The 23,776-nt window shown below is 61.1% G+C and carries 16 protein-coding genes; 12 read left to right on the top strand and 4 right to left on the bottom strand.

Annotated elements, in window-relative coordinates:
- Positions 1-139 precede the first annotated feature (139 nt).
- From AC1RS8_RS01465 to AC1RS8_RS01455, 3 genes are all read right to left on the bottom strand, one after another.
- Complete coding sequence (locus AC1RS8_RS01465; RefSeq protein WP_057712359.1) at positions 140-853, bottom strand: SPOR domain-containing protein; 714 nt, start codon at positions 851-853, stop codon at positions 140-142.
- Position 854: 1 nt separating this feature from the next.
- Positions 855-2,591 (bottom strand): arginine--tRNA ligase, encoded by a 1,737-nt coding sequence (gene argS / locus AC1RS8_RS01460; protein ID WP_218495252.1) that lies wholly within the window; start codon positions 2,589-2,591, stop codon positions 855-857.
- A 251-nt stretch (positions 2,592-2,842) separates the two neighbouring features.
- The gene (locus AC1RS8_RS01455; RefSeq protein ID WP_489339602.1) at positions 2,843-5,062 is read right to left on the bottom strand and encodes a primosomal protein N'; all 2,220 of its coding nucleotides are present in this window, start codon (positions 5,060-5,062) and stop codon (positions 2,843-2,845) included.
- Positions 5,063-5,351: 289 nt separating this feature from the next.
- Here AC1RS8_RS01455 and rpmE point away from each other — a divergent pair, with 289 nt between their 5' ends.
- The 3 genes from rpmE to AC1RS8_RS01440 all read left to right on the top strand — a co-directional run bounded on the left by rpmE (position 5,352) and on the right by AC1RS8_RS01440 (position 7,846).
- Positions 5,352-5,570, top strand: coding sequence for a 50S ribosomal protein L31 (gene rpmE / locus AC1RS8_RS01450; protein ID WP_008047849.1), 219 nt, complete (start codon positions 5,352-5,354; stop codon positions 5,568-5,570).
- A gap of 35 nt (positions 5,571-5,605) precedes the next feature.
- On the top strand, positions 5,606-6,394 hold the full coding sequence (locus AC1RS8_RS01445; RefSeq protein WP_218495251.1) for a thermonuclease family protein: 789 nt from the start codon (positions 5,606-5,608) through the stop codon (positions 6,392-6,394).
- Positions 6,395-6,577: 183 nt separating this feature from the next.
- Complete coding sequence (locus tag AC1RS8_RS01440) at positions 6,578-7,846, top strand: malic enzyme-like NAD(P)-binding protein (protein ID WP_008047852.1); 1,269 nt, start codon at positions 6,578-6,580, stop codon at positions 7,844-7,846.
- 230 nt (positions 7,847-8,076) lie between these two features.
- Here AC1RS8_RS01440 and AC1RS8_RS01435 read toward each other — a convergent pair whose 3' ends face one another.
- A complete protein-coding gene (locus AC1RS8_RS01435; protein ID WP_489340595.1) occupies positions 8,077-10,515 on the bottom strand; it encodes a penicillin-binding protein 1A in 2,439 nt (812 codons plus the stop codon).
- Positions 10,516-10,732: 217 nt separating this feature from the next.
- Here AC1RS8_RS01435 and AC1RS8_RS01430 point away from each other — a divergent pair, with 217 nt between their 5' ends.
- From AC1RS8_RS01430 to gltB, 9 genes are all read left to right on the top strand, one after another.
- Positions 10,733-11,797, top strand: coding sequence for a pilus assembly protein PilM (locus AC1RS8_RS01430; RefSeq protein WP_489339603.1), 1,065 nt, complete (start codon positions 10,733-10,735; stop codon positions 11,795-11,797).
- Complete coding sequence (locus tag AC1RS8_RS01425; protein WP_489339604.1) at positions 11,797-12,363, top strand: PilN domain-containing protein; 567 nt, start codon at positions 11,797-11,799, stop codon at positions 12,361-12,363. The genes AC1RS8_RS01430 and AC1RS8_RS01425 overlap by 1 nt, the downstream gene beginning before the upstream one ends.
- Entirely contained in the window at positions 12,360-12,983 is a 624-nt protein-coding gene (locus AC1RS8_RS01420; RefSeq protein ID WP_489339605.1) for a type IV pilus inner membrane component PilO, read from the top strand. The genes AC1RS8_RS01425 and AC1RS8_RS01420 overlap by 4 nt, the downstream gene beginning before the upstream one ends.
- The gene (locus tag AC1RS8_RS01415) at positions 12,980-13,507 is read left to right on the top strand and encodes a pilus assembly protein PilP (RefSeq protein ID WP_150811961.1); all 528 of its coding nucleotides are present in this window, start codon (positions 12,980-12,982) and stop codon (positions 13,505-13,507) included. Before AC1RS8_RS01420 ends, AC1RS8_RS01415 begins: the two co-directional genes overlap by 4 nt.
- A 13-nt stretch (positions 13,508-13,520) precedes the next feature.
- Entirely contained in the window at positions 13,521-15,590 is a 2,070-nt protein-coding gene (locus tag AC1RS8_RS01410; protein WP_493162180.1) for a type IV pilus secretin PilQ, read from the top strand.
- Between the two features lie 4 nt (positions 15,591-15,594).
- Complete coding sequence (gene aroK / locus AC1RS8_RS01405) at positions 15,595-16,113, top strand: shikimate kinase AroK (RefSeq protein WP_057712350.1); 519 nt, start codon at positions 15,595-15,597, stop codon at positions 16,111-16,113.
- Positions 16,114-16,264: 151 nt separating this feature from the next.
- Positions 16,265-17,365, top strand: a complete 1,101-nt coding sequence (gene aroB, locus AC1RS8_RS01400) for a 3-dehydroquinate synthase (RefSeq protein WP_057712349.1) — start codon at positions 16,265-16,267, stop codon at positions 17,363-17,365.
- 10 nt (positions 17,366-17,375) lie between these two features.
- Positions 17,376-18,977: an AAA family ATPase gene (locus tag AC1RS8_RS01395; protein ID WP_489339607.1), complete on the top strand. Its 1,602-nt coding sequence runs from the start codon at positions 17,376-17,378 to the stop codon at positions 18,975-18,977.
- A gap of 349 nt (positions 18,978-19,326) precedes the next feature.
- On the top strand, positions 19,327-23,772 hold the full coding sequence (gene gltB / locus AC1RS8_RS01390) for a glutamate synthase large subunit (protein ID WP_057712347.1): 4,446 nt from the start codon (positions 19,327-19,329) through the stop codon (positions 23,770-23,772).
- The last annotated feature ends 4 nt before the right edge of the window (positions 23,773-23,776 follow it).

Raw genomic sequence — 23,776 nt, 5'->3', positions numbered from 1 at the left:
CGGCCGCAAAACCGGTATCCCGGATTTGTCTGAAGCAACGTGGTGTCCGGGTTTGGGGGCGCTTCGCACCCCAGCGGGGGCAAGCCCCCTCGCCACAGGGTTTGTGGGCAACCTCAAGCAAGGTGCCCACAGGGAGGGATCAGCGGCTCTGGCGTTGTTGTAACAACAAATTGCTGAAGCCTGCGCCCGCCAATTGTTTCTGCGCGGTGGTCAGTTGCTCGCGGTTGCTGAACGGCCCGACCAGAACCCGATACCAGGTTTCGTCCTTCACCGTCCCGGACTCAACCGCCACGGCCTGGCCCAGCAGGATGATCTGCGCCCGCACCTTGTCCGCATCGGTCTCTTTGCGGAACGAGCCAGCCTGCAGGAAAAACTTCGTCACAGGCGCAGCCTTGACCGGTGGTGCAGGAGGCGGAGTAATCCCGGCCAAGGCAGCCTGGGCCCGTGCGGTGTCGATCTTCGCCGCTTCGGCCGGGGTGACCGGCGTGGTCGGGATGGCAGGCACTTGCGGCGTCGGCAGGGTTTTTTCCGGCACGGCATCCGGCGGCACGATGACTTCCGATTCCGGCAGCAAGGTGTAGAAGTCGTACTTCGGCTTCACCGGTTGCGTCGGGCTCGGCGGGGTCTTGTTGGCCTCGGCGATCTTGCTGGCTTTCTGCTGTTGCTGTTGCTCGACCTTTTCACGCTTGACCGTGTCGCTGCCCTTGCCCGGCTCCAGTTTCATCAAAAACACAAGGAACGCACCGACCGTGAGGCCGATGACCATCCACAACCAACCCGGAATCGGTTGCTTTGCAGGAGCTTGGTAACGGCTGGCGCCACGCTTGGGTGCAGGTTTTTTCTTGGCAGCCAACTTACATACGCTCCAGAGTTTCCAGGCCCAAGAGTTCCAGGCCTTGCTTGAGGGTGCGTCCGGTCAGCGCGGCGAGGCGCAGGCGGCTCTGCATTTGTGCCGGGGTATCGGCGGCGAGGATCGGGCAGTTCTCGTAGAAGCTGGAGAACAGGCCGGCGACGTCGTACAGGTAAGTGCAAAGGATGTGCGGGGTGCCTTTTTCGGACACGTTGTTCAGGATTTCGCCAAACTGCGCGAGCTTCGCCGCGAGTTCATGTTCGTGCGCCGCTTCGAGGACGATCTGGCCGTCGACTTCACTGAAGTCCTTGCCGAGCTTGCGGAACACACCGGCCACGCGGGTGTAGGCGTACAGCAGGTACGGCGCGGTGTTGCCTTCGAAGTTGAGCATCAGGTCGAAGTTGAAGCTGTAGTCGCTGGTGCGATGCTTGGACAGGTCGGCGTACTTCACTGCGCCGATGCCCACCACCTTGGCGATGTTGCGCAACTCGGCTTCGGCCAGCTCCGGGTTCTTGTCTTTCACCAGGGTATAGGCGCGTTCCTGGGCTTCGGTCAGCAGGTCGATCAGCTTCACGGTGCCGCCATCACGGGTTTTGAACGGACGACCGTCCGCGCCGTTCATGGTGCCGAAGCCCATGTGTTCCATTTCCATCGGATGGGTCACGAAACCGGCCTTGCGCGCCACGGCGAACACTTGCTGGAAGTGCAGGGCCTGACGCTGGTCGACGAAGTACAGCGCACGATCGGCCTTGAGCTTGCCGCTGCGGTAGCGCACGGCCGCCAGGTCGGTGGTGGCGTAGAGGTAGCCGCCGTCAGCCTTGACGATGATCACCGGCAGCGGGTCGCCGTCGGCGTTCTTGAACTCGTCGAGGAACACGCATTGGGCGCCGTTGCTCTCGACCAGCATGCCTGCGGCCTTCAAGTCGTTGACCACGTTGATCAGGTCGTCGTTGTAGGCGCTTTCGCCCATCACGTCGGCCATGGTCAGTTTAACGTTGAGCAGTTCGTAGATCTTCTGACAGTGGGACAGCGAGATGTCCTTGAACTTGGTCCACAGGGCCAGGCAATCGGCGTCGCCGGCCTGCAACTTGACCACCAGGCCACGGGCACGGTCGGCGAACTCTTCGGATTCGTCGAAGCGTTGCTTGGCGGCGCGGTAGAAGTTCTCCAGGTCCGACAGCTCGTCGCTGGTGATCGGGTTTTCCTGCAGGTAAGCCATCAGCATGCCGAACTGGGTGCCCCAGTCGCCGACGTGGTTCTGACGGATCACGGTGTCGCCGAGGAACTCCAGCACGCGGGCCACGCCGTCGCCGATGATGGTCGAGCGCAGGTGACCGACGTGCATCTCCTTGGCCAGGTTCGGTGCCGACAGGTCGACCACGGTGCGCTGCACCGGGCCGGCCTTGCGTACGCCGATGTGGGTGTCGGCCAGGGCCGCGTCCAGGCGCGAGGCCAGGGCGTCGGTGTTCTGGAAGAAGTTCAGGAAGCCCGGGCCGGCGATTTCGGTCTTGGCGACATTTTCGTCAGCCGGCAGGGCGGCGATGATTTTTTCCGCCAGGTCGCGGGGCTTCATGCCGGCGGGCTTGGCCAGCATCATGGCGATGTTGCTGGCGAAATCGCCGTTCTTCTTGTCGCGGGAGTTTTCCACCTGGATCGCCGGCGACAGGCCTTCAGGCAACACACCTTCGTTGACGAGTTGGGTGATGGCTTGTTGGATCAGCTGGCGAATGGTGTCTTTCATGGTCTTCTCTTTCGACCGCAGGCGCGGCGGCGCATCATGCGCTGGTGGAAAAACTGGGCATTATCCGTTGCGAAGACGGGCTTGCCAACCTTAGCAGGCAGGATGTGGATGTGTGGTGACAATTAGGGCCTCTTCGCGAGCAAGTCGAATCGTCGCACCGCCGCTCCCGCAGGTTTTGAGGTGGATACAAAATTTAGTTCCACCAGAGAACCACTGTGGGAGCGAGCTTGCTCGCGATGGCAATCTCCAAATTAATACAAATCGACCGGATCAACATCCAAGGACCAACGCACCGCCCGCCCGCTCGGCATCTGCTCCAGCACCAGCAACCAACTGGCCAGCAATCGATGCAAGGGTGCTCGCGCCGCAGCCTGTACCAACAGTTGCGCACGGTAACGCCCGGCCCGGCGCTCCATCGGTGCCGGGACCGGTCCCAATAATTCGATCCCGGTCAGATTCTGCTCGGCCAGCAAACGCTCCGCCTCGCTGCAAGCCTCATCCAGGAAGCCTTCGGCCTGACCCGGTTTATGCGCCTCGGCCCGCAGCAGCGCCAGGTGCGCAAACGGCGGCAGACCGGCCGCGCGGCGTTCGCTCAAGGCCTGTTCGGCAAAGGCGAAATAGCCTTGCTCGGTCAATTGCACCAGCAGCGGATGGTCGGCCAGGTGCGTCTGGATAATCACCTTGCCCGGCTCCTCGGCGCGACCTGCGCGGCCGGCGACCTGCACGATCAATTGAGCCATGCGCTCGCTGGCGCGGAAGTCGCCGGAGAACAGGCCGCCGTCGGCGTCGAGGATCGACACCAGCGTCACCCGTGGAAAGTGGTGACCTTTGGCAAGCATCTGCGTGCCGATCAGGATGCACGGCTGGCCTTTTTGAATGGTCGCGAACAACTGGTTCATCGCATCCTTGCGCGATGTGCTGTCGCGGTCGACCCGCAGCACCGGATAGTCCGGGAACAGAATCGCCAGGCGCTCCTCGGCCCGTTCGGTGCCGGCGCCAACGGGGCGCAGATCGACCTTGTTGCACTTCGGGCACTGGCGCGGCACGCGTTCGACGTAGCCGCAATGGTGGCAGCGCAACTCGCCGTAACGCTGGTGCACGGTCATTCGCGCGTCACAGCGCTGGCACTCGGACATCCAGCCACAGTCATGACACAGCAGGGTCGGGGCGAAGCCGCGGCGGTTGAGGAACACCAGGACTTGCTGTCCGGCGGCCAGAGTCTGGCCGATGGCTTGTTGCATCGGCCCGGAAATGCCGCTGTCCAGCGGGCGGCTTTTCACGTCCAGACGCAGGAAGCGCGGCTGTTTGGCGCCGCCGGCTCGCTCGTTCAAGCGCAGCAGCCCGTAACGGCCGGTGTAGGCGTTGTGCAGGCTTTCCAGCGAAGGGGTGGCGGAGCCGAGGACAATCGGAATGTTTTCCTGTCGCGCCCGCACCAATGCCAGATCACGGGCGTGGTAGCGCAAACCTTCCTGCTGTTTATAGGAGCCGTCGTGCTCTTCGTCGATGATGATCAGGCCGGGGTTCTTCATCGGTGTGAACAGGGCCGAGCGGGTGCCGATAATGATGTCGGCCTCACCGTCCCGCGCGGCCAGCCAGGCCTCGAGGCGTTCGCGGTCATTGACCGCCGAATGGATCAGCGCGATACGGGCATTGAAACGCTGTTCGAAGCGCGCCAGGGTCTGCGGGCCGAGGTTGATTTCCGGGATCAGCACCAGCGCCTGCTTGCCGGCCTCGAGGGTTTCGCGGATCAACTGCAAATAGACTTCGGTCTTGCCGCTGCCGGTGACGCCGGCCAGCAGGAACGCGTGATAACTGTCGAAGCCGGCGCGAATCGCCTCATAGGCGGCGCGCTGCTCCGGGTTTAGGGGGAGTTCCGGTTGCGCCAGCCAGTGTTCGTGGCGTGCGCCCGGGGCGTGCCGGCGGATCTCGACCTGCACCAGGTCCTTGGCCAGCAGCAAATCCAGGCTGTCCTTGCTCAGCATCAGTTTGCTCAGCAATTGATGGGCGACGCCATGGGGATGTTGGGCCAGTGTGGCCAGGGCTTCACGCTGGCGCGGGGCGCGGGCGATGCGCGGATCGTCGAGGCTGGCCCCCGGCGCGGCGGACCAGAAGCGCTCCTGGCGTGCTTCGGCTAATTCACCCTGGCGCAGCAAAACCGGCAGCGCCCAGCTCAAGGTGTCGCCGAGGCTGTGCTGGTAATACTGGGATGTCCACAGGCACAGCTTGAACAGCGCGGGCGGCAGCGGTGGCGTAGCGTCGAGCAGGGCCAGGGCCGGCTTGAGTTTCTCGACCGGCACTTCGCTGGTGTCGGTGACTTCTACCAGAATACCGATCATCTCCCGTCGGCCGAACGGTACCCGCAGGCGCATGCCGGGGTGCAACTGGGCGCGCAGGACGCCAGCCGGAGCGCGGTAGTCGAACAGGCGGCGCAGCGGCGAAGGCAGGGCGAGGCGCAAAATGGCGTCGGGCACGCGGGGGATCTCGATCAGCGGAAGATAAAAGCGGGGTTGCATGTCCCCCTGTGGGAGCGAGCTTGCTCGCGATAGCGCCGTGTCAGGCAACGCATATGCCGAATGACACACCCTCATCGCGAGCAAGCTCGCTCCCACAGGGATCGCGTATTGGGCCGGGAGCCTAGCAGACGGTCGGTCTCAGGGACAGCTTGCGTGATTGGCATTGTCTGGTAGAATCCGCGGCCTAATTACGTGCGGTATTCAACAATAGTGTTGGGTGGCGGCACGCTAGCCTGAGGAAGACACCATGAAAGCTGATATCCATCCAGAATACCCAGCAGTTGCTGTTACCTGCAGCTGCGGCAACAAGTTCGAAACCCGTTCGACCTTCGGCAAAGCCCTGGCGATCGACGTTTGCAACGAATGCCACCCGTTCTACACCGGTAAGCAGAAGACTCTGGACACTGGCGGCCGCGTACAGCGCTTCGCCGACCGTTTCGGTGCTTTCGGCGCGAAAAAGGCCTAAGGCCAATCAACTTGGGAAGCCGTTCCGGTTTTTCCATGCTGATGAAAAAGGCGTCCCTCGCGGGCGCCTTTTTTATGTCCGCGATTTGGCTATCCGGCGCCCAGGCGTTTTGCCCGGCACCCAGCGGCCTGGCGCCCGTCGCGGTGCAGCGGGTGGTGGACGGCGACACCCTGCGCCTGAGCGATGGCCGCAGTGTGCGCATGATCGGCTTGAACACGCCGGAGCTGGGCAAGAATGGCCGTTCCGACGAACCGTTCGCCGTGGTCGCGCGCAAGCGACTCGAAGCCCTGGTGGCGGCTAGCGACGGGCAGGTTGGTTTGCTGCCTGGCAAAGAAGGCAAGGACCATTACGGCCGCACCCTGGCTCATGTCTACGGTGCCAATGGCGCCAACCTCGAAGCGCAAATGCTCGCCGAAGGCCTGGGTTTTCAGGTGGCCGTGGCGCCGAATGTCGATCTGGTCATCTGTCAGCAAGCTGCAGAAACCAGCGCTCGACAGGCCGGGCTCGGTGTATGGCGCCAGTCGCCTGTACTGAAGGCGGAGCAGATCAGCACTTCCGGTTTCGCCGTGCTCAGCGGTCGTGTGAGCAAGGTTCAACGCAATCGCGGCGGGGTTTGGATCGAGTTACAGGATTCGGTTGTATTGCGCGTTGCACCCAATTTGCTGGGGCGGTTTGATACGGCCTTGCTGGAAAGGCTCGAAGGCAAGCAGATCGAGGCGCGCGGTTGGGTGCTGGATCGTTCGCGACGTGGCGGACTGAAAGAAGGTCAGGCGCGCTGGATGTTGCCCTTGACCGACCCGGCGATGTTTCAAGTCGTGCAGTGATAAAAAATTGTAGACATTTTTTGCGCTGATTGTGAACAGTCTAACCCTTGTGTGCCGTGGCTCTTGGCCCAAAGTCGTAGGGCCGGGTGCTTGACAGGGGTGACCAGTCAGTCTTGTGGGGACTTTGCGAGGCGCGTATCCTCGCTGACCAGTCTGTCCAACAGTAAAAAGCGGAATGCCAAAATGTCTGATCTGAAAACTGCCGCTCTCGAATATCACGCCAATCCTCGTCCAGGGAAGCTGAGTGTCGAGCTCACCAAGGCCACTGCTACCGCTCGCGACCTGTCGCTGGCCTACAGCCCGGGCGTAGCCGAACCAGTACGCGAGATCGCCCGCGATCCTGAACTGGCCTACAAGTACACCGGCAAAGGCAACCTGGTTGCAGTCATTTCCGATGGCACCGCGATTCTCGGTCTGGGTAACCTCGGCCCATTGGCTTCCAAGCCAGTGATGGAAGGCAAGGGCGTACTGTTCAAGCGCTTCGCCGGCATCGACGTTTTCGACATCGAAGTCGACTCCGAAAGCCCGCAAGCCTTCATCGACACCGTCAAGCGCATCTCCATCACCTTCGGTGGCATCAACCTGGAAGACATCAAGGCACCAGAGTGCTTTGAAATCGAGCGCGCTCTGATCGAGCAGTGCGATATTCCGGTATTCCACGATGACCAGCACGGCACCGCTATCGTGACCGCCGCCGGCATGATCAACGCCCTGGAAATCGCTGGCAAAACCCTGCCGGAAGCCAAGATCGTCTGCCTGGGTGCCGGCGCTGCCGCCATCTCCTGCATGAAGTTGCTGGTGAGCATGGGCGCCAACATCGAAAACATCTACATGGTCGACCGCACCGGCGTGATCCACTCCGGCCGTGACGACCTGAACCAGTACAAGGCTGTGTTCGCTCACGCGACCGACAAGCGCACCCTGGCTGACGCCCTGCAAGGCGCTGATGTGTTCGTTGGTCTGTCCGGCCCGAACCTGCTGAGTGCTGAAGGCCTGCTGTCGATGGCGCCTAACCCGATCGTGTTCGCCTGCTCGAACCCTGATCCGGAAATCTCCCCGGAGCTGGCGCACGCTACCCGTAGCGACGTGATCATGGCCACCGGTCGTTCCGACTACCCGAACCAGGTCAACAACGTACTGGGCTTCCCGTTCATTTTCCGCGGTGCCCTGGACGTTCGCGCCAAGCGCATCAACGAAGAAATGAAAGTGGCTGCGGCCAACGCCCTGCGTGAACTGGCCAAGCTGCCGGTACCTCAGGAAGTGTGCGACGCCTACGGCGGCATCAAGCTGGAATTCGGTCGTGAGTACATCATTCCGAAGCCAATGGATGCCCGTCTGATCACCCTGATCTCCGATGCCGTGGCCAAAGCTGCCATCGAGACCGGTGTGGCGACCCTGCCGTATCCGAAGAACTACCCGCTCAAAAGCGTGGATGACGTGTTCAACGGCTAAGCCGTTGTAGCGCTTCAACGAAAAGCCCCGGCTTGTGAGAGTCGGGGCTTTTTTGTGCCTGAAGGTTTTGTGTGGTTTCTGATGGCCTCTTCGCGAGCAAGCCCGCTCCCACATTGGAATGCGTACCCCTGTGGGAGCGAGCTTGCTCGCGATGGCGATATGACAGGAAACCCGGATGCAAAAAAGCCCCGCCTTCTACAGAAGAGCGGGGCTTTATGTTGGTCCTGCAATCAGAACAAATCGATCGGCGCCGCTTCATCTGCCGGCAGTGGGCTGCCAGGTGCCAGACCGTTGCCCAGCTCGTTCCCGGACGGTGGCGTATCTTCGACCTTGAACAGTTCAAAGTAGGCCCCCGGGGTGCCCGGGCTAGCCGCGCGACCGCTGATCGGATCGACTCGCAGACTGAGGATGCCTTCGGGCTCCGGTTGAGTATGCGGTGGTTTGCCTTTGAGCGCGGCGCCCATGTAGTTCATCCAGATCGGCAGCGCGACGGTGCCGCCGAATTCCTTGCGACCCAGGCTTTCCGGTTGATCGAAGCCGGTCCACACGGTCGTCACGTAATCGGCGTTGTAGCCGGAGAACCAGGCGTCCTTGGATTCGTTGGTCGTACCGGTCTTGCCGGCAATGTCAGGGCGGCCCAGGGCGAGCGCGCGGCGACCGGTGCCGAGCTTGATCACATCCTCAAGCATGCTGTTGAGGATGTACGTGGTGCGCCCATCAACGATGCGTTCGGCCACGGCGGGTGCTTGTGGTGTCGGCGTAGTGTCCGGTGCCTCGCCCGGCGTTGCGTTGACCGTGAAGGCTTGGGCGGCTGGCACGGCAATGCCATCGCTGGCAGCGCCGCCCTGAGGCACGCTCGGCGGGTTGGCGACGAACAGCGTGTCGCCGTTGCGGCTTTCGATCTTGTCGATGATGTACGGGGTGATCTTGTAGCCGCCGTTGGCGAAGGCGCTCCAGCCGGTGGCGATTTCCATTGGCGTCAGGGTCGCAGTGCCCAGTGCCAGGGACAGGTTGGGTGGCAGGTCCTGTTTGTTGAAGCCGAAGCGCGTGATGTAGTCGATGGTCTTGCCGACGCCCATCGCTTGCAGCAAGCGGATCGACACCAGGTTGCGCGACTTGTACAGCGCTTCACGCAGGCGAATCGGGCCGAGGAAGGTGTTGGTGTCGTTCTTCGGGCGCCAGACCTTGTCCAGGTACTCGTCGACGAACACGATCGGTGCGTCGTTCACCAGGCTGGAGGCGGTGTAGCCGCTATCCAGTGCGGCGGCGTAGACGAACGGTTTGAAGCTCGAGCCCGGCTGGCGCTTGGCCTGCAATGCGCGGTTGTAGTTGCTCTGCTCGAAGGCGAAGCCCCCGACCAGCGAACGAATGGCGCCGTTCTGTGGGTCCAGGGACACCAGAGCGCCTTGGGCCTGCGGGATCTGGCTGAACTTCAGCGAATTGTCCGGCTGACGCTGCACGCGAATCAGATCGCCGACCTGGGCCACGTCCGAGGGTTGTTTCGGGTTGGCGCCCATGCTGTTGGTGTTCAGGAACGGCCGGGCCCACTTCATGGTGTCCCAGTTCACGTGTTCCTGACCGGTGCGGGTCAGCACCTGCAGGCCGGTCTTGTCGACCTGGGTCACGATGGCCGGTTCCAGGCCGCTGATGATGCGTTGTTTGGTCAGCTCGGTTGCCCAGGCCTCGCGGGTCTTGCCCGGCAGCCGCGACTCTGGCCCGCGATAGCCGTGACGCTGGTCGTAGGTCATCAGGCCTTCGTGGACCGCGGTGTTGGCCAGCTCCTGGAGGTCGCTCGGTACCGTGGTCGTGACGCGGAAGCCTTCGGTATACGCGTCGCTACCGTAACGCCCGACCATTTCGGCACGGGCCATTTCGGCGATGTACGGGGCGTTCACTTCCGGGGTCGGCACGTGATAGCTGGCGTTCAGTGGCTCGTTGACTGCAGCGGTGTAGTCGGCCTCGCTGATTTTTCCGAGCTTGTACATGCGCCCCAGGATCCAGTCGCGACGCTCCTTGCTGCGCGCCGGGTTGGCCAGCGGGTTGAAGCGCGACGGCGCCTTGGGCAGGCCGGCGATCATCGCCATCTGCGCCAGGCTGACATCGCGAATCGATTTGCCGTAATAGACCTGCGCCGCCGCCTCGATGCCGTAGGCGCGGTTACCCAGATAGATCTTGTTGACGTACAGCTCGAGGATCTCGTCCTTGGTCAGCTGCTGTTCGATCTGCAGGGCCAGCAGGATCTCGGTGGTCTTGCGTGAAAAGCTGCGTTCGCTGGTCAGGAAGAAGTTCTTCGCCACCTGCATGGTGATCGTGCTGCCGCCGGACTGGATGTGTCCGCTTTTGACCAGTTGGGTCGCGGCACGCATCAGGCTGCTCGGATCGACGCCGTAGTGGTTGGCGAAATTGTCGTCTTCAGCACTTAGTAACGCATTGATGAAATTGGGGGGAATGTCGGCGAAACGGATCGGTGTACGGCGCATTTCGCCAAATTCTGCGATCAACTTGTTATCGCTGCTGTAGACCCGCAAAGGGATCTGCAACTGGATGCTTCTCAGCGCCTCCACGGACGGTAGTCCGGGACTAAGGTAAAGGTACGCCCCGCTCAGACCCAGAAGGAGTCCGCAGAAAACCGCGACGATGGACCAACCGAAAAACTTCAGCAGACGAATCAAGGCTTTTGGATATCCAGGGTAAAAAATGAATTGGGCAACAGGGTTCAGGCTAAACGAGAACGACCCGCGCTTGAGCAAAAGCGGAAAAAAACGCTGGGCATTATAAGCATTTTTCTGATCGGGAGCGTGGCTGGCGCTGCTGTCAAGACGGGTGGATTGAACGCAATGGACATTGCAGAGTCCGTAACTCACGGAAAGTCATAGGGAATTGGTAGTGCCAGGACTCTTCAAGAAAAAATCCAATACGCTGCTGGGAATCGACATCAGTTCCACCTCGGTGAAACTTCTTGAGTTGAGCCGTCAGGGTGAGCGCTATCGGGTCGAGGCCTATGCGGTCGAGCCATTGCCGGTCGGCGCGGTGATCGAAAAGAATATTGCCGAGCTCGAAGGTGTGGGGCTGGCGATCACTCGCGCGCTGGCCAAGGCCAGAACCGCCCTCAAGAACGTGGCCGTGGCCGTGGCGGGCTCAGCGGTGATCACCAAGACCATCGAGATGGATGCCGGTCTTTGCGAAGACGAAATGGAAAGCCAGCTGAAAATCGAGGCTGACCAGTACATTCCTTATCCCCTGGACGAAGTCGCGATCGACTTTGAAGTCCAGGGCACCTCCGGGCGTAATCCTGAGCGCGTCAACGTGCTGCTCGCCGCTTGTCGCAAGGAAAACGTCGAAGTCCGCGAGGCCGCCCTGGCCCTGGCGGGGCTGACCGCCCGCGTGGTCGATGTCGAGGCCTACGCGCTGGAGCGTTCATTCGAACTTCTGTCCAGTCGATTCGCGGTTTCCGAGAAACCTTTGACGGTCGCAGTGGTGGACATCGGCGCCACCATGACCACCCTGAGCGTGCTGCACAACGGGCGGATTATCTACACCCGCGAACAACTGTTCGGCGGTCGGCAACTGACCGAGGAAATCCAGCGTCGCTACGGCCTGACGCTGGAGCAGGCGGGGCTGGCGCAAAAGAAGGGCGGGTTGCCGGATGACTATGCCGCTGAGGTCTTGCAGCCATTTCGAGAGGCGCTGGTGCAGCAGGTGTCGCGCTCGTTGCACTTCTTCCTTGCTGCCGGCCAGTACAGCGCCGTCGACCATGTCCTGCTGGCCGGCGGTACGGCGTCGATCCCGGGGCTGGACCGTTTGATCGAGCAGCAATTGGGCACGCCGACCCAGGTCGCGAACCCGTTTTGCGAAATGACTCTGGGCAGCAAGGTCAATGGCGCTGCCCTGGCGAGTGATGCCCCGGCGTTGATGATCGCCTGCGGTCTGGCCCTCAGGAGCTTCGACTGATGGCACGGATCAACCTTTTACCCTGGCGCGAGGAGCGACGTGAAGTCCGCCGCAAGCGCTTCCTGCTGGTCCTGGTGGCGGCAATGGTGGGCGCGATGGGGGCGGTGCTGGTTGCGAACCAGGTCATTAGCGGTGCCATCGACCAGCAAGTCGCCCGTAACGATTACATCGGCAAGCAAGTCGCCGTGGTCGATGAGCGAATCAGCCAGATCAATGATCTCAAGGCGCGCCGTCAGCAATTGGTCGAGCGCATGGCTGTCATCCAGGGCCTGCAAGGCAATCGCCAAATCAGCGGGCGAATATTTGACCAGTTGGCGAGAGCCCTGCCCGACGGCGTGTATTTCACCGAAGTGAAAATGACCGCAAAGACCTTGTCCATCACCGGTGCCGCGCAATCCAACAACCGCGTTTCAGAATTGATGCGCAACCTCGAGGCATCAGACTGGTTCGATGCGCCGAGCCTGACCGAAGTCAAGGCCATGGCTGCCGGCCAGTTGGAGCAGGCAAACGTCTTCCAGTTGACCGTCCGCCAGACTCAACCCGCAACACCGGAGGGGGGCAAATGAGTCTGTCCGAATGGTTCGAAGGGCTGCGCAAGATCGACATCAATGATCTGGATACCAGCAACATGGGCGCCTGGCCGCCGGCGATCAAGTGTCTGGTGGCTGCTTTGCTCGTGCTTCTGGTGATGGCCTTTAGCTATAACTTTTCCACCCGCGACCTTGTGAGCCAGCTCGATCTCAAGCGCGAGGAAGAGTCGACACTCAAGGAGCAGTTCGCCAGCAAGGCCCGCATGGCGGCGAACCTGGATCTCTATACCCGGCAGTTGAAAGAGATGGAGAACACCTTCGTCGTGCTGTTGCGGCAACTGCCCAGCGATACCGAAGTGCCCGGCTTGCTCGAAGACATCACGCGTACGGGCCTCGGCAGTGGCCTGGAGTTCGAAGAGATCAAGTTGCTGCCGGAGGTGGCCCAGCCGTTCTACATCGAGCTGCCGATCCAGATCACGGTCACCGGGGATTACCACGACCTGGCCACCTTCGTCAGTGGTGTGGCCGGGTTGCCGCGAATCGTTACCTTGCACGATTTCGATCTGGCTCCTGTCAGCCCTGAGGGTGGTCCGAAACTGCGCTTGACCATCCTCGCCAAGACCTACCGCTACAACGACAAGGGACAGCATCAATGAGCCCGGCACGTAGTTTTTCGGTGGTGGTATTGCTGTCTGCCCTGTCCGGTTGTGGCGGGGGGGATGACTACACCGATCTGGACGCGTACATGAACGAAATGCGCCTGCACGGGCCGGGGAAGATTGAACCAACGCCAGTATTCCAGTCTTACCCTGCATTCACTTACAACGCGGCGAATCTGCGCAGCCCGTTTTCGCCGCAGATCAGCACCGATCTGGCGGCCCGGCGGCGGGGTTCGGGTAACGTCAAGCCCGACCCGGGTCGGGTCAAACAATACCTCGAAGGCTTCAACATCGAGCAGTTTGAAATGGTCGGCACCCTTTCCAATGCAACGGGCTCCTATGCCCTGCTGCGCGGGGCGGGTGGGGTGCACCGGCTGAAAGTCGGCGATTACCTGGGGCGTAACCACGGACGGATCGTTGCGATCAGTGGCTCTCAAGTCGATATGGTTGAAATTGTCCCCGATGGTCAGGGTGCGTGGCTGGAGCGTCCCCGGACCATCCCTTTGAAAGAGCACTCATAGTGGAACTCCAATAATGAATAGGATTCTTTCCACCGTCGGCCTTTCGCTATGGATAGCGTTGTTGTCGCCGATGGTACAAGCGGCCAATCTCAAGGCGCTGGATGTCGCAGCGCTGCCGGGTGACCGTGTCGAGTTGAAGTTGTTGTTCGATGCGCCGCCCCCGGTGCCCCACGGCTACACGACGGATTCGCCAGCCCGGATTGCCCTGGATTTGCCGGGTGTCGCCAGTCAGCTGGCGAGCAAGACTCACGATCTCGGCAGTGGAAATGCCCGAAGTGCGACGGTGGTGGAGGCCCGGGACCGTACGCGATTGATCATCAACCTGACCCAGCCGGCCCCGTACGACTCGCGAATAGAAGGTAACAATCTGCTGGTTGTTGTCGGGCAGGGAGTCAAACCGTCGATATCCAGGCCGGCGGCGGTAGCAGCGCCGGTTCCGGCACGAGCCGTCGCGACGGCGGGCAAGGCCATTCGGGGTGTGGATTTCCAGCGGGGGACCCAGGGCGAAGGCAGCGTGGTGATCGACTTGTCGGATCCATCGATTGCGCCCGACATACAAGAGCGCGAAGGCAGGATCATCGTCGGATTTGCCAAGACCTTATTGCCCGAGCGATTGCGCGTGCGCCTGGACGTGAAGGATTTCGCCACGCCCGTGCAGTTCGTCAATGCCAGCGCGAGCGGCGATCGAGCCACCATCAGCATTGAGCCCGGCGGCACGTTCGATTACTCGACCTATCAGACTGACAATAAGCTCACGGTCAGCGTTCGCCCGGCGACGGTCGACGAACTGCAAAAACGCAATGCCGGGCAACAGGCCTACAGCGGCGAGAAGCTATCGCTGAACTTCCAGGACATCGATGTGCGCTCGGTGCTGCAACTGATCGCCGATTTCACCAACCTCAATCTGGTGGCCAGCGACACGGTCCAGGGGGGAATTACCCTGCGCTTGCAGAACGTGCCGTGGGATCAGGCGCTGGATCTGGTGCTGAAAACCAAGGGGCTGGACAAGCGCAAGGTCGGCAATGTCCTGCTGGTTGCGCCGGCCGATGAAATTGCTGCCCGTGAGCGTCAGGAGCTCGAATCGCAGAAGCAGATTGCCGATCTGGCGCCGTTGCGTCGGGAGCTGTTGCAGGTCAATTACGCCAAGGCGGCGGATATCGCCAAGCTCTTCCAGTCGGTGACCAGTGCCGAAGCGAAACCCGACGAACGGGGATCAATCACCGTCGATGAACGCACCAACAACATCATTGCCTACCAGACCCAGGACCGGCTGGATGAGCTGCGCAGGATCGTCACGCAGCTGGATATTCCTGTGCGTCAGGTGATGATCGAGGCGCGCATTGTCGAAGCCAACGTCGACTATGACAAAAGCCTCGGGGTGCGCTGGGGTGGTTCGATACAGAACAAGGGCAACTGGAACACCTCCGGCGTCAGCAATGGACTCAATGGGTCATCGACCATTGGCACGCCCGGCAGTACCAGCACCAACTCACCGTTCGTCGACATGGGCGTAGCCAACAACACCTCGGGAATCGGCATCGCCTTCATCACCGATAACGTCTTGCTGGACCTGGAGCTGACGGCCATGGAGAAAACCGGCAACGGGGAAATCGTCTCGCAGCCCAAGGTGGTCACGTCCGACAAGGAAACCGCCAAAATCCTCAAGGGCACGGAAATTCCCTATCAGGAAGCCAGCTCCAGTGGCGCGACTTCGGTGTCGTTCAAGGAGGCTTCGCTGTCGCTGGAAGTGACACCGCAGATCACACCCGACAACCGGATCATCATGGAAGTCAAGGTGACCAAGGACGAACCGGACTACCTGAACAAGGTTCAGGATGTACCCCCCATCAAGAAAAACGAAGTCAACGCCAAGGTCCTGGTCAACGATGGCGAGACCATCGTCATTGGTGGTGTTTTCTCAAATACTCAGAGCAAGGTTGTAGATAAGGTGCCATTTCTTGGCGATGTGCCGTATCTTGGCCGCCTTTTCCGGCGTGATGTGGTTTCGGAGAAAAAATCCGAGCTGTTGGTATTCCTCACTCCGCGTATCATGAATAATCGGGCGATTGCTGTGAGTCATTGATTCTGTGCGAAATTTGATTCTTGTTGGACCGATGGGTGCTGGAAAAAGCACCATCGGCCGGTTGCTGGCCAAAGAGCTGCGCCTGCCATTCAAAGATTCCGATAAGGAAATTGAATTGCGCACGGGCGCCAATATCCCTTGGATCTTCGATAAGGAAGGCGAACCGGGTTTTCGTGATCGCGAGCAGGCAATGATTGCCGAGCTGTGCGATTGCGACGGTGTGGTGCTGGCGACAGGCGGGGGCGCGGTCATGCGCGAAGCCAATCGTCGGGCACTGCATGCCGGTGGGCGGGTGGTTTATCTGCATGCGTCAGTCGAGCAGCAGGTCGGCCGCACGTCCCGCGACCGCAATCGGCCATTGCTGCGCACCGCCGATCCGGCCAAGACCCTGCGGGATCTGCTGGCGATCCGCGATCCGCTTTATCGGGAAATTGCCGACCTGGTGGTCGAAACCGATGAGCGGCCGCCACGAATGGTCGTACTCGACATTCTAGAGCGTCTGCAGCAGTTACCACCCCGTTAAAGCGCCGCGCGAAATGCGCTATCCTCGGCGTCCCGCCATGACCGTTCGAGGTTGTGGCGGATGGCTACCGAACGGCGTCACACCAGCAGAGGCCGTGGATATTCGTTAACTCAAGGCAGTACGCCTGATTCCATCTTCACTGTGGGGACACATGCAGACACTCAAGGTCGATCTAGGCGAGCGCAGCTACCCGATTCATATTGGCGAAGGTTTGTTGGATCAGCCCGAGCTGCTGGCCCCGCACATTCGCGGACGGCAAGTAGCGATCATCTCCAACGAGACTGTTGCGCCGCTCTATCTCGAGCGTCTGACCCGCAGCCTGGCCCAGTTCTCGGTGATATCCGTGGTACTGCCCGACGGCGAAGCCTTCAAGACCTGGGAAACCCTGCAACTGATTTTCGACGGTCTGCTGACCGCCCGGCATGACCGCCGCACCACGGTGATCGCCCTTGGCGGCGGTGTGATCGGTGACATGGCCGGCTTTGCCGCCGCCTGCTACCAGCGCGGCGTTGATTTCATCCAGGTTCCGACCACGCTGCTGTCGCAGGTCGACTCCTCGGTGGGCGGCAAGACCGGGATCAACCATCCGCTGGGCAAGAACATGGTCGGCGCCTTCTATCAGCCGAACGTGGTGCTGATCGATACCGCCAGCCTCAATACCCTGCCGGCGCGCGAGCTGTCCGCCGGGCTGGCCGAAGTCATCAAGTACGGGCTGATCTGCGATGAGCCGTTCCTGACCTGGCTCGAAGACAACGTCGATCGCCTGCGTAATCTGGACCAGCAAGCCCTGACCTATGCCATCGAGCGTTCCTGTGCGGCCAAGGCGGCAGTGGTCGGTGCCGACGAGAAAGAGACAGGCGTGCGTGCCACCCTGAACCTGGGCCACACTTTTGGCCACGCCATTGAAACCCACATGGGCTATGGTGTGTGGCTTCATGGTGAGGCTGTGGCTGCCGGCACCGTAATGGCGCTGGAAATGTCCGCGCGCCTCGGCTGGATCAGCGAGCAGGAGCGCGATCGCGGCATTCGTCTGTTCCAGCGTGCGGGGCTGCCGGTCGTTCCGCCGGAAGAAATGACAGAAGCCGATTTCCTCGAACATATGTCCATTGACAAAAAAGTGATCGACGGTCGTTTACGCCTGGTGCTGCTGCGCCACATGGGTGAAGCGGTGGTGACCGACGATTATCCGAAAGAGGTTCTACAGGCCACGCTGGGGGCAGACTACCGCGCCCTGGCTCAGCTTAAAGGTTAATAAGAACACAATGACTAGTTTGCATGCCGACGAGGCCTTCCTCGGCCATTACCAGTTGAGTCATGACCCTTTTGCTCCACGGGTGCCTGGCTTCAAATTTTTCCCGGCCCAGCGCAAACCCGTGCTGGGACAACTACATCACCTGGCCCGTTACAGTCAGTTGCTGCTAGTGGTCACTGGCCCAGAAGGCAGTGGCAAGACCCTGTTGCGTCAGGCTCTGGTCGCCAGCACCAACAAGCAATCGGTCCAAAGCGTGGTGGTTTCTGCCCGCGGCGCCGGCGATGCGGCCGGGGTATTGCGTCAGGTGGCCCAGGCGTTGAACGTCGGCCAGGCTGATGCCGACGCTATTCTGGCCCAGGTGGTGCAGCTTGCACTGACCGGGCAAGAAGTCTATCTGCTGGTCGATGACGCCGAACAACTCGACGAGTCCGCCCTTGAGGCTCTGATGGTCCTGGCTGCCGGTGCGCCTGAAGGCCGCCCGCATGTGTTCCTGTTCGGTGAGACCTCGCTGATTGCTCAGCTTGAGGCTTTGCATCTCGAGGAAGAGCGTTTCCACGTCATCGAGTTGCAGCCCTACACCGAAGAGGAAACCCGCGAATATCTGGAGCAGCGGCTCGAAGGCGCTGGTCGCGGTATCGAACTTTTCACCGCGGATCAGATCTCTGATATTCACGAAAGCTCCGAAGGTTGGCCTGGCAGCATCAATCAGGTCGCCCGCGATGCAATGATCGAAGCCATGATCGCCAGCCGCTCAGCGGTCAAGCGTCCAAAAATGGGGTTCAATATGCCGAAGAAACACGTGTTGGCGATTTCCGCCGTGGTCGTGGTCGCGGTAGCTGCCGCCTGGTTGATTCCAGGTCGCAACAAGGCACCGACCACCGGTGCGCCGGCCAATGAACAGGCGCAACTGCCGCTTGGCCAGGGTCAGCCAACAGCGAATGGCGGCGCTCCGGCCGTAGAGTTCGCTGGCAACACGCAGCCGATGCCGTTGCCGTTGGTCGGTAACTCGCAACCGGTGATGCGCGGTCCGCTGGCTGAAGCGGCAGGTGGCATTACCGAAGGTGACGACGGGGTGCCGGTTGAAGGCTCCAGCGCCACTCCGCCGACCGTGACCACCACTGCGCCGCCTGTGGGCGTTCCTGCCGGCCCTGCGCCGACACCAGCGGCCAAGCCGACGCCTGCGCCGACTCAGGTCGCCACCGCCAAGCCAGCGCCTGTACCAGCGCCTCCTCCAGTGGCCAAGCCTGCACCAGCGCCAGCCAAGCCAGCCGTTGCCGCGGCGGCCAAGCCTGCCGAGAAACCGGCTCCGGCGGCCAAGGCCGCTGGCGGCACCTGGTACGCCGGACAGGCACCGGGTAACTATGTAGTGCAAATCCTCGGCACCAGCTCCGAAACTGCCGCACAAAGCTTCGTCAAGGAGCAGGGCGGCGAGTACCGTTATTTCAAGAAAGTCCTCAATGGCAAGCCGCTCTATGTGATCACCTACGGCAACTTCGCCAATCGTGATGCAGCCGTTTCCGCCATCAAGGCCTTGCCAGCGAAGGTTCAGGCTGGTAAACCTTGGCCTCGCACTGTCGCCAGCGTCCAACAGGAACTGGCAACAACTCGCTGAAGATTCGGCGGCCTTACCCAGGCCGCCTCTCCAAGCACCTCAAAATTTCTACAAGTGCGCGCAACCTTCCGGGCTGCGTGCCTTGTGGTGTCTGCGTCACAGTAGTCTTTGAGTCGTTGCGGTCAGAATTAAAAAAAGTTTTGACTAGCACAGCAGATCGCTTTAAACCTTTCACAAATGCGACATAGATTTGCGACATTTCGTCGTCAAATTTGTGAGCCTCTGTGTCGGTGTGTACAATGACCTCCCTTTTGCCCCCGCAAAGCTGGCGTACGTTCGGCGCGGTTGGTAAGTGGTTGAATTGAAAAGAAATTTGCTTCGCGAGAAGCAGCCTGGTGAGAAAGTGTCTATGAAAGCAGGTCTGTACCAACCAGATGAATTCAAGGATAACTGCGGTTTCGGCCTGATTGCCCATATGCAGGGCGAGCCCAGTCATACCCTTTTGCAAACGGCCATCGAGGCCCTGACCTGCATGACCCACCGCGGTGGGATTAATGCCGACGGCAAGACCGGTGACGGTTGCGGTCTGCTGATTCAAAAGCCGGACGTGTTCCTGCGAGCCATCGCCCAGGAAACCTTCGGCGTCGAAATGCCCAAGCAATACGCTGTGGGCATGGTTTTCTTCAACCAGGATCCGGTCAAGGCCGAAGCCGCTCGCGAGAACATGAACCGCGAGATCCTGGCCGCCGGTCTGCAACTGGTCGGCTGGCGCAAAGTGCCGATCGACACCAGCGTCCTCGGTCGCCTCGCCCTTGAGCGCCTGCCGCAGATCGAGCAAGTGTTCATCGGTGGTGAAGGCCTGAGCGATCAGGACATGGCCGTCAAGCTGTTCACCTCCCGTCGTCGCTCGTCCGTGGCCAATGCCGCCGACACCGACCACTACGTCTGCAGCTTTTCCCACAAGACCATCATTTACAAAGGCCTGATGATGCCGGCGGACTTGACCGCCTTCTATCCGGACCTGAGCGATGAGCGCCTGCAAACCTCGATTTGCGTGTTCCACCAGCGCTTCTCCACCAACACCTTGCCGAAATGGCCACTGGCTCAACCGTTCCGCTTCCTGGCGCACAACGGCGAGATCAATACCATCACCGGCAACCGCAACTGGGCCGTGGCTCGTCGCACCAAGTTCACCAACGACTTGATGGACCTGGAAGAACTCGGCCCGCTGGTCAACCGCGTCGGTTCCGACTCCTCGAGCATGGACAACATGCTGGAGCTGATGGTCACCGGTGGCATCGACCTGTTCCGTGGCGTGCGGATGATCATTCCGCCTGCGTGGCAGAACGTCGAGACCATGGACCCGGATCTGCGTGCGTTCTACGAATACAACTCGATGCACATGGAACCGTGGGACGGCCCGGCCGGCGTGGTAATGACCGACGGTCGCTACGCGGTGTGCCTGCTCGACCGTAATGGTCTGCGTCCGGCGCGTTGGGTCACCACCAAGAACGGTTTCATCACCCTGGCCTCGGAAATCGGCGTCTGGAACTACCAGCCTGAAGACGTGATCGCGAAGGGTCGCGTTGGCCCGGGCCAGATCTTTGCCGTGGACACCGAAACCGGTCAGATCCTCGACACCGATGCGATCGACAACCGCCTGAAGTCCCGTCACCCGTACAAGCAATGGCTGCGCAAGAATGCCCTGCGCATCCAGGCGACCATGGAAGACAACGACCACGGTTCGGCGTTCTACGACGTCGATCAGCTCAAGCAATACATGAAGATGTACCAGGTCACGTTCGAAGAGCGCGACCAGGTGCTGCGTCCGCTCGGCGAGCAAGGTTACGAAGCCGTAGGCTCGATGGGCGACGATACGCCGATGGCCGTGCTGTCCCAGCGCGTGCGCACGCCGTACGACTATTTCCGCCAGCAGTTCGCGCAGGTCACCAACCCGCCGATCGACCCGCTGCGCGAAGCCATCGTCATGTCGCTGGAAATCTGCCTCGGTGCCGAGCGCAACATCTTCCAGGAGTCGCCGGAACACGCTTCGCGCGTGATCCTCAGCTCGCCGGTCATTTCCCCGGCCAAGTGGCGCTCGCTGATGAATCTCGATCGTCCGGGCTTCGAGCGGGCGATCATCGACCTCAACTACGACGAAAGCGTCGGTCTGGAAGCGGCGATCCGCAACGTGGCCGATCAGGCTGAAGAAGCTGTGCGCGCCGGTCGTACCCAGGTTGTGCTGAGTGACCGTCACATCGCCCCGGGCAAGTTGCCGATCCACGCCTCTCTGGCTACCGGCGCGGTGCACCACCGTCTGACCGAAAAAGGCTTGCGTTGCGACTCCAACATCCTGGTGGAAACCGCGACCGCTCGCGATCCGCACCACTTCGCCGTGTTGATCGGTTTCGGCGCCTCTGCCGTTTACCCGTTCCTGGCCTACGAAGTGCTGGGCGACCTGATCCGTACCGGTGAAGTGCTGGGCGACCTCTATGAGGTGTTCAAGAACTACCGTAAAGGCATCACCAAGGGCCTGCTCAAGATCCTGTCGAAGATGGGCATCTCGACCATCACCTCCTATCGCGGAGCACAACTGTTCGAAGCGATCGGCCTGTCCGAGGAAGTCTGCAACCTGAGCTTCAAGGGCGTGCCGAGCCGCATCAAGGGTGCGCGTTTCGTCGACATCGAAGCCGAGCAGAAAGCCCTGGCCACCGAAGCCTGGAGCCCGCGCAAGCCGATCCAGCAGGGTGGTTTGCTGAAGTTCGTCCACGGTGGCGAGTACCACGCCTACAACCCGGATGTGGTCAACACCCTGCAAGCCGCTGTGCAGCAGGGCGACTACAGCAAGTTCAAGGAATACACGTCGCTGGTGGACAACCGTCCGGTGTCGATGATCCGCGACTTGCTGAAAGTCAAAACCCTCGACACTCCATTGGATATGAGCGAGATCGAACCGCTGGAATCGGTGCTCAAGCGCTTTGACTCCGCCGGTATTTCGCTGGGCGCCCTGTCGCCGGAAGCTCACGAAGCCCTGGCCGAAGCCATGAACCGCCTCGGTGCGCGTTCCAACTCCGGCGAAGGCGGCGAAGACCCGGCGCGCTACGGCACCATCAAGAGCTCGAAAATCAAGCAAGTGGCCACCGGTCGTTTCGGTGTAACCCCGGAATACCTGGTCAATGCCGAAGTGCTGCAGATCAAGGTCGCCCAGGGCGCCAAGCCAGGCGAGGGCGGTCAACTGCCAGGTGGCAAGGTCAACGGCCTGATCGCCAAGCTGCGTTACGCAGTGCCAGGCGTGACCCTGATTTCGCCGCCGCCGCACCACGACATCTACTCGATCGAAGACTTGTCGCAGCTGATTTTCGACCTGAAACAAGTCAACCCGCAGGCGCTGGTCTCGGTGAAGCTGGTAGCGGAAGCGGGCGTCGGCACCATCGCCGCCGGCGTGGCCAAGGCCTACGCGGACTTGATCACCATCTCCGGCTACGACGGCGGTACCGGTGCATCGCCGCTGACCTCGATCAAATACGCGGGCGCTCCGTGGGAACTCGGCCTGGCCGAAACCCACCAGACCCTGCGTGGCAACGACCTGCGCGGCAAAGTCCGGGTACAGACCGACGGCGGCCTGAAAACCGGCCTCGACGTGATCAAGGCTGCGATCCTCGGCGCTGAAAGCTTCGGCTTCGGCACCGCGCCAATGATTGCCCTGGGCTGCAAATACCTGCGCATCTGCCACCTGAACAACTGCGCCACCGGCGTCGCGACCCAGAACGAGAAGCTGCGCAAGGATCACTACATCGGTACCGTCGACATGGTGGTGAATTTCTTCACCTACGTCGCCGAAGAAACCCGTGAGTGGCTGGCCAAGCTGGGCGTGCGTTCCCTCGAAGAACTGATCGGCCGTACCGATCTGCTGGAAGTCCTCGAAGGCCAGACCGCCAAGCAGCATCACCTGGACCTGACTCCGTTGCTGGGCAGCGACCACGTGCCGGCGGACAAGCCGCAGTTCTGTGGCGTTGAACGCAACCCGCCGTTCGACAAGGGCCTGCTGGCCGAGAAAATGGTCGACATGGCCACCTCGGCGATCAACGACCTGAGCGGCGCTGAATTCGCCCTGGATATCTGCAACTGCGACCGTTCCATCGGCGCACGGATCTCCGGCGAAATCGCACGCAAGCACGGTAACCAGGGCATGGCCAACGCGCCGGTCACGTTCCGCTTCAAAGGCACGGCCGGGCAGAGCTTCGGCGTGTGGAACGCCGGCGGCCTGCACATGTACCTCGAAGGCGACGCCAACGACTACGTCGGCAAGGGCATGACCGGCGGCAAGCTGGTGATCGTGCCGCCGAAGGGTAGCGTCTACCGCACCCAGGACAGTGCCATCATTGGCAACACCTGCCTGTACGGCGCCACTGGCGGCAAGCTGTTTGCCGCTGGCACCGCGGGCGAGCGTTTCGCCGTGCGTAACTCCGGTGCCCACACCGTCGTGGAAGGCACTGGCGATCACTGCTGCGAGTACATGACCGGTGGTTTCGTCTGCGTATTGGGCAAGACCGGTTACAACTTCGGCTCTGGCATGACCGGTGGTTTCGCCTACGTGCTCGACCAGGACAACACCTTCGTTGACCGGGTCAACCACGAACTGGTGGAAATCCAGCGGATCAGCGGCGAGGCGATGGAAGCCTACCGTAGCCACCTGCAACGCGTGCTGAACGAGTACGTCGAGGAAACCGACAGCGAGTGGGGTCGTGAACTCGCCGAGAACCTCGATGATTACCTGCGCCGTTTCTGGTTGGTCAAGCCGAAGGCTGCCAGCTTGAAAACGTTGCTTTCCAGCACCCGTGCCAACCCGCAGTGATATG

It is taken from the genome of Pseudomonas sp. GW821-FHT12A04 (assembly GCF_058807755.1).
Note: the sequence above shows the minus strand (reverse complement) of the source record. Positions and strands in the feature narration are given on the sequence as shown.

Coding starts and splice junctions, on each gene's coding strand:
- argS (WP_218495252.1), bottom strand. CDS start 2,591: ATGAAAGACACCATTCGCCAGCTGATCCAACAAGCCATCACCCAACTC.
- rpmE (WP_008047849.1), top strand. CDS start 5,352: ATGAAAGCTGATATCCATCCAGAATACCCAGCAGTTGCTGTTACCTGC.
- AC1RS8_RS01445 (WP_218495251.1), top strand. CDS start 5,606: ATGCTGATGAAAAAGGCGTCCCTCGCGGGCGCCTTTTTTATGTCCGCG.
- AC1RS8_RS01440 (WP_008047852.1), top strand. CDS start 6,578: ATGTCTGATCTGAAAACTGCCGCTCTCGAATATCACGCCAATCCTCGT.
- AC1RS8_RS01425 (WP_489339604.1), top strand. CDS start 11,797: ATGGCACGGATCAACCTTTTACCCTGGCGCGAGGAGCGACGTGAAGTC.
- AC1RS8_RS01420 (WP_489339605.1), top strand. CDS start 12,360: ATGAGTCTGTCCGAATGGTTCGAAGGGCTGCGCAAGATCGACATCAAT.
- AC1RS8_RS01415 (WP_150811961.1), top strand. CDS start 12,980: ATGAGCCCGGCACGTAGTTTTTCGGTGGTGGTATTGCTGTCTGCCCTG.
- AC1RS8_RS01410 (WP_493162180.1), top strand. CDS start 13,521: ATGAATAGGATTCTTTCCACCGTCGGCCTTTCGCTATGGATAGCGTTG.
- aroB (WP_057712349.1), top strand. CDS start 16,265: ATGCAGACACTCAAGGTCGATCTAGGCGAGCGCAGCTACCCGATTCAT.
- AC1RS8_RS01395 (WP_489339607.1), top strand. CDS start 17,376: ATGACTAGTTTGCATGCCGACGAGGCCTTCCTCGGCCATTACCAGTTG.
- gltB (WP_057712347.1), top strand. CDS start 19,327: ATGAAAGCAGGTCTGTACCAACCAGATGAATTCAAGGATAACTGCGGT.